This is a genomic window from Actinoplanes sp. NPDC051633 (assembly GCF_040681735.1).
Lineage (GTDB): Bacteria > Actinomycetota > Actinomycetes > Mycobacteriales > Micromonosporaceae > Actinoplanes.
In genome coordinates this window covers 1-6467 of sequence record NZ_JBFAZH010000375.1, presented here as the reverse complement: position 1 = coordinate 6467, position 6467 = coordinate 1, and the positions used below count along the sequence as shown (strand labels likewise).

The 6467-nt window shown below is 69.1% G+C and carries 6 protein-coding genes; 5 read left to right on the top strand and 1 reads right to left on the bottom strand.

What is annotated here, in order from left to right; all coding sequences use genetic code 11:
• Positions 1–2481: protein kinase (locus AB0M20_RS21020; RefSeq protein WP_364300512.1), on the bottom strand; the 2481-nt coding region annotated here is incomplete at its 3' end.
• Between the two features lie 102 nt (positions 2482–2583).
• On the opposite strand from AB0M20_RS21020, the gene AB0M20_RS21015 reads away from it, so the two are divergent.
• The 5 genes from AB0M20_RS21015 to AB0M20_RS20995 form a co-directional block, all read left to right on the top strand.
• Positions 2584–2802: an acyl-CoA carboxylase subunit epsilon gene (locus tag AB0M20_RS21015; protein WP_364300510.1), complete on the top strand. Its 219-nt coding sequence runs from the start codon at positions 2584–2586 to the stop codon at positions 2800–2802.
• Positions 2803–2894: 92 nt separating this feature from the next.
• Positions 2895–3314, top strand: a complete 420-nt coding sequence (locus AB0M20_RS21010; RefSeq protein ID WP_364300508.1) for a hypothetical protein — start codon at positions 2895–2897, stop codon at positions 3312–3314.
• A complete protein-coding gene (locus tag AB0M20_RS21005) occupies positions 3307–4635 on the top strand; it encodes a hypothetical protein (RefSeq protein ID WP_364300506.1) in 1329 nt (442 codons plus the stop codon). The genes AB0M20_RS21010 and AB0M20_RS21005 overlap by 8 nt, the downstream gene beginning before the upstream one ends.
• Before the next feature lie 89 nt (positions 4636–4724).
• Entirely contained in the window at positions 4725–5759 is a 1035-nt protein-coding gene (mycP, locus tag AB0M20_RS21000; protein WP_364300504.1) for a type VII secretion-associated serine protease mycosin, read from the top strand.
• Between the two features lie 61 nt (positions 5760–5820).
• The coding region (locus tag AB0M20_RS20995; protein WP_364300502.1) for a nucleoside triphosphate pyrophosphatase at positions 5821–6467 on the top strand (647 nt) is incomplete at its 3' end.

Sequence of the window (6467 nt, the reverse complement as noted above, 5' to 3'; positions counted from 1 at the left end):
CGGCGTTGGGGCGGCTTCCGCCGCCGGCGTTGGGGCGGCTTCTTCTGCTGCCGGTGTGGCTGCTGCGGCCGTTTCCGGTGGCTTGGGCGGTGTCGCCTTGGTGGGGTTGGTGCGGGCCCGGCCCTTCTTGCGCTTGCTCCCGGCGCGGGCGCCGACGGCCGGCTTGTTCGCGGACTTCGCCGGAAGCGTCGATGCCGCGGCGCTGCTCTCGGCGTCGTCGGCGATCGGGCCACCGGACGCCGCCCCCTGGTCGGGCGTGTCGCTCGGCTGGGGTGACGGGTCGACGGTCTGCTTCGCGTCGGCCGCCGCGAGGTTGGGCTCGGCGGCGTCGGCCGGCTCGGGTTTCGTCTCCGGGTCGGTCTCGGCCGGGCTGGTGGCGGTCTGCGCCGTCGCTGACCGCGCCTCATCGGTTCCGGCGTCGGGCTGCGACTCGGTCTCCGACGCCGGCTCATCCGCGGGCTGTGGCTTCGTAGCGCCGTCGACCTCGACCGGCGCTGCCCCGGGCTTCGTCTCACCGCCGGGTTCGACCGCGGGCTGCACCTTCGCCGCACCGTCGGCGTCGGCCGCGGGCTGCTGCTTGATCTGGCCATCGGCGTCGCTCGTCGGCTGCAGCTTCGTCTTTGCGTCGGCCTGCAGCTTCGCCGCGCCGTCGGCGTCGACCGCGGGCTGCTGCTTCGCCTGCCCATCGGCGTCGACCGCCGGCTGGAGCTTCGTCTGGGCGTCCGCGCCGATCGCGGGCTCCTGCTTCGTCTGCCCATCGGCGTCGACCGTCGGCTGCAGCTTCGTCCGGCCATCGGCGTCGACCGTCGGCTGCAGCTTCGTCCGGCCGTCAGCGTCGACTGCCGGCTGCACCTTCGTCTTTGCATCGGCCGCGGCCGCGGGCTGCCGCTTCGGGCGGCCGTCGGCGTCGACCGCCGGCTGCAGCCGCGTCTCGGCGTCGGTGTTCGGGGCCGGGCCGGACGCGGGCGGGATCTTCGTCGTCTGGTCGAGCGGGGTGGCCGGCCTCGCCGGGGGCTTGGCGCCGGGGCGCTTGATGACCGTGGTGCGGCGGGCGTCCTCCGCGGCCAGGTAGGCGTCCGCGGCGGCGGCCAGGCGGCGCTCGGCGTCGGCCGGCGACTCCGCCGGAGCTGTGCTGCCACCGGCGGCTGGGCCTCCGGCGAGGGCGGAGATCCCGGGCGGGGCCGGGCTCTTGTCCTTCTGCTGGTCGCTCGCTGGGGCTTGCTGGTCGGTCGCCGGGGCGGTGGCGCGGCCCTGCGGCGGTGCCGACTCGGGGGCCGGGATCGCACCGTAGGCGCCACGCGTGCCGTGTGCCAACGCGCCGTTCGCATTCGGCGAAGCCGGACCCTGTGCTGCCGCTGAGCCGTCCCGCCCCGTCGTCTCCGGCTTCGCTCCGGAGCGCGTACCCCTCGGATTTTCGATCTTGGTTTGATCCATCGGCGCGGGGCGGCCGACCGAGGCCTTGCCCGGCGCGAAGACCGGGCGACCACCCGGCGTCTCGGCCGGCGGGCCCGGCGGACGCGAGACCGGCGGACGCGGGCCGGGCACGACCGGCGTGGAACCGCCCGCACCCGGAACGACCGGCGGGGTCGCCGGCGCGTGACGCTCCCGGCCGACACCCGGACGACGCATGGTCGGGCTCATCGGGAAGGTCAGGCGCGACCGGCGGCCGGTGGCGCGCAGCAGCAGGCGCTCGGCCTCGTCGGCGTTGATCCGATGCGCCGGATCCTTGCGCAGCAGGCCGTTGAGCACCGGCTTGAGCGGGCCGGCGTTGCGCGCCGGCGGAGGGTTCTCGGTGGCCAGCGCTGCCAGGGTCGCGATCGCGGACGGGCGCGCGAACGGCGACTGCCCCTCGACCGCCGCGTAGAGCGTGGCGCCCAGCGACCAGAGGTCCGCGCTGGGACCGGCGGTGCCGTCGCGCGCGCGCTCGGGCGCGATGTAGGCCGGCGAGCCGAGCACCAGGCCGGTGCGCGTCACATCGGGGTTCCCCGGCAGCGTGGCCAGGCCGAAGTCGGTGAGCACAACCCGGCCGTCGTCGCCGATCAACACGTTGCCGGGCTTGACGTCGCGGTGCACCACGCCGTTGCGGTGGGCGGCGCGCAAGGCGTTGAGCACGCCGAGCCCGATCTCGGCGGCCCGCACCGCCGGGAACGGCCCGTCGTTGGCCAGGTGGTCCTGCAACGATTTCGACGGCACGTACTCCATCACGATCCACGGGTCGGCGTCCGTGCGCAGGACGTCGAAAACGCGAACCACGTTGATGTTGTTGAGCCGGGCGATCGCGCGCGCCTCGCGCAGCGACCTCTCCCGCATCTCCTGCCGCTCGTCGTGCGTGAGACCGGGCGGCGGCACCAGCTCTTTGATGGCGACATCGCGGTGCAGCACGACATCGGTCGCCCGCCAGACACGACCCATCCCGCCCTGACCGAGCGGCGCGACGAGCCGGTAACGGTCAGCGACAACAAGCGGGGGGGAAGTAGACATCAGGAGGAAAATACCCGGTCATGTCGAGGCACAGCTAATTGATCAACCGAGTGTGGGACGCGTGTCACGGTGATCAACAGGGCATTGTCATAGGCTCGGTCGATGGATGAGGAGCCGCTGGTCAGGATAGTTCGCGGAACGCCGACCGCAGAAGAGCTGGCGGCACTGGTCACGGTGGTCGCATCCCGGGCGCGTCGCGGATCCGTGTACGCCGATTCACATCCGGCCGGCTCGCTCTGGGCCCGCACGGCCCACCCCGCGTTCCACCCCCGCTCCTGGCGCTCAGCCGGCCTGCCCGGGGTTATCCACAGGGCGCGCTGAGGGGGTCGATCGGACTCGCTGTCACCGACTACCCTCACGATGGATTGGGACGCATCGAGAGATGTTGATCTCCGAGGGAGGGGGCGGGCCGGATGCTGGCGCCGGAAGACCAGGGACCGTCGTGGTTGCGCGATTACGGCTACACAAACTTCGGCAACATCGAGGCCGACCTCCAGGCCATGGAGGAGTTCGCCAAGCGTCTGCGCTCCGACCTGGAGAAGAACTACGTCCCGCACCTCTCCAGCGTCACGGACGCGATGCTCACGAGGCTGCCCGACCCGGCAGGGACGTTCCCTGAGCTGGTGGCCTTCATGACGGACCATCAGGCCGCGCAGGACACCACGCAGACCAACGTCTACAACTTCGCCAACGGCACCAACCGATTCGCGACTGCGGCGCAGCAGCTCAGCAAGGAATATGAAGGCTCCGACGCGTTCTCCCGCGCCCGGGTGACAGACGTGCAGAAGGCGTTCGATGCGGCAGAGTCTCCGGAGGGTTCTCACGATGCTTGATGCCGGATCGGGCAACGGCTACGCCGGGACCAATTGGAACGGCATGTCGATGTACGACATGTGGCTGACGGTTGGCAACCAGGACACGACGCCGCATTGGGAGTTGCTGACGGGCTGGCGCAAGTCCTATGAACTGACGCTCCAGCACATGTCGGCGGTCAAGAGCTACCGCGACAACCTGGCGGCGGCGTGGCCGCCGGAGAAGAGCGAGGCCGCTGCGGCCTACGCCGCGCGCCTGGACCAGCTCATCGACCATCTGCAGCAGACATACGACGCGGCGGTCGCGAACCACGACGCCTTCAGCGGCGCAACGCTGGCGCTGAGTTCAGCGCGGCGCGAGCTCGAGCCGCTGGTCAATGAGTATCTGGCCAACGAGCAGAAGCTTGTCGTCTACCAGCAGGAGCTGGCGTCGCCTCCGCCGGTGGGCGAGGACGCCATAGCGCCCCCGGTCCAGAACCCGGTGGCGGCCGGCCGTCAGGCCGAGTTGAAGGCCAAGGCGGTAAGCCTGATGAGCGGCTTGAGCGCGGAGCTGACAACCGCCCGCACTCAGCTTCGCAAGCCGAAGCCCTACGACACAGAGGTCGTCGACGACAGTCGGGCGGATGACGGCGGTCCCGTCTATGTGCCGCCGACTATCCCGCCAGTAACGCCCATCGATCCAAGTTCGGGTGCACACTCGTCGGTCGGTGCCACGTCCTCTCACCATGCTGGCGTAGCTCAACCTCCATCGGCGTCGCATGCGCCAGCCCAGGGACGGCTGCCCGGCTTGGTTTTGGGTGGCACTCAACCGCCGGTTGTAGCGCCTCCTGCAGCCTCACCTATCAACCCGCCGATCGTTGGCGGTCCCTCATCTACGGCGATTACGCCTATTGCGCCCGTTGCCCCAATCAAGCCCGGACTTACGCCTGGCCGGACGCCCCTTGCGCCTGGTTCCAGCAAGCCTGGCGCCCCGGCGGCCGGACCGCGCGCCCTGCCGAGTGGCGGGGTGATTGGAGCGAGGCCTGGCAGTGGAGTCGCGCAACCGGCCACAGGCCGGATGCCTGGGAACGTGAATCCCGTTGGCGGTGTCATCGGCCCGAACCAACCCGTTGCCGGCCGCACGGGGGCAGGCGCAGGTCACGGTGGGGTGACCGGTGGGCGTCCTACGTCGCAGCCATTCGGCATGATGCCCGGCCAAACCCCACGGTCCAGCGACGAATCTTCGACATCAAGGAAGTGGGACCCCGACAACCCTTGGGTGACCGACAAGGGCGTAGACCCTGTGCTTCTGCCGCCCGAGGATCCCAAGATCGATCCCGGCCCGGCGATCGGTCTCTCCTAGTGCGCTCAGTGGTTCGACTCCTTTTGGCAAGCGTTGTACTCATTGCCACGATTGTTATCTCAACGCCTTCGTCTGCTTTGGCCGACCGGGTGCGAGACAAGCAGTGGCATCTCAAATTCCTGGATGTCCAGAGAGCCCACACGATCACCAAAGGAAAAGGTGTCATTGTCGCGGTCGTCGACACCGGAGTCGACCCGCACCCCGATTTGCGCCGGAACCTTCTACCTGGCATCAATGTGATGCCAGGCCGATCGGGCACAGGCCAACAGGATGATCATGGTCACGGAACCGGAATGGCCGGTCTGATCGCTGGTCACGGCAGGGGTAGCGCCGGCGTGCTGGGGATTGCTCCAGAGTCAAAGGTCCTTCCGGTTAAAGACCAAACGACAGACGACCTCGGCGACGGCACCACTACTGCCGCCGGCATCACATGGGCAGCAGCGCATGCCGCCAAGGTAATCAATGTTTCGCAGGCCACCGCCCCAACAAGTTCGCTGGAAGAAGCGATAGAAACGGCGGCAGCCAATGATGCGGTCGTTGTCGCTGGCACCGGAAACCGCCCGAAATACTTGAGCATGGGCTACCCCGCAGCCATCTCGGGAGTCCTCGCCGTGGGAGCGGTGGATCAGTCGGGAAAATATGCAAGTTTTTCCGTTCCCGGCGATCAAGTGCAGTTGTGCGCTCCTGGCGATGAGATGGAAAGTACTGGCCTTGGTGGCAAATATCGTATCGGGCGAGGCACCTCCGACTCGACAGCCATTGTCTCGGGAGCTGCGGCGCTCGTTCGGGCAAGGTTTCCTCAGCTGACGGCACCTCAGGTGATTGAGCGGCTTACTTCTACCGCTACTGATATTGGGCCGCCTGGGCGGGATGACGAATGTGGGTTCGGGGTGGTCAACATCGTCAAGGCGCTTACCGCTCCCGCGCCCGGCGGCGGCAGCGCCTCCGCCTCGGCTTCTGCCTCGCCCACCGCCGACTCCGCGCCTGGCGGGCCCACCAGTGGCGCCGGACCCGCACCTGAATCCAAGTCCAACACCGGCGCCGTTGTGGCCGGCGTCGGCGGTGGGGTTGTCGTGCTCGGCGCGCTTGTCGCCTTCCTTCTGCTGAGACGGCGACGTACTTAACGGGCGGACACAAGCTTCAGTGGACCTCCCTGCCCGCGCCTGCCTTGTAGCGTGAATCCTTGTGCTGACCGACATCTCGTACCGTCTGGTGCTCGCCTCCGCCAGCCCGGCCCGCCGCACCCTTCTCAAGGCCGCCGGCATTGATGCCGATGTGCTGGTCAGCGGGGTGGACGAGTCCGTCGTGGAGGCCGAGGACGCGTACACGCTCAGTCTTGCCCTTGCGCGCATGAAAGCGCGCACCGTTGCCGCTCGCATGCAGGCCGATCCCGGGGTTCTGGTGCTCGGATGTGATTCCGTGCTGGCCTTCGACGGGGAGATCCTCGGCAAGCCCCTCGACGCCGGCGAGGCCGTCAAACGGTGGCAGGCCATGCGCGGGCGGTCCGGCGTACTGCACACCGGCCACCACCTCACCGACCTCGTCACCGGGCGGCAGGCCGAGGACGTCGGCACCACCGTCGTGCACTTCGCCGATCTGACCGACGCCGAGATCGAGGCCTACGTGGCGACCGAGGAACCACTCAACGTCGCCGGGGCGTTCACCATCGACGGGCGCGGTGGCGCCTTCGTCGAGCGCATCGAGGGAGACCCCGGCAACGTCATCGGCCTCTCCCTGCCGCTCGGTGACGAGGTCGGTGAGGTGGTGGCCGGTGTGCAGTACGCCGGACCGCCCGCGCATGGCCTGCCACCGTTTGACGGCCTCGCCGGCGT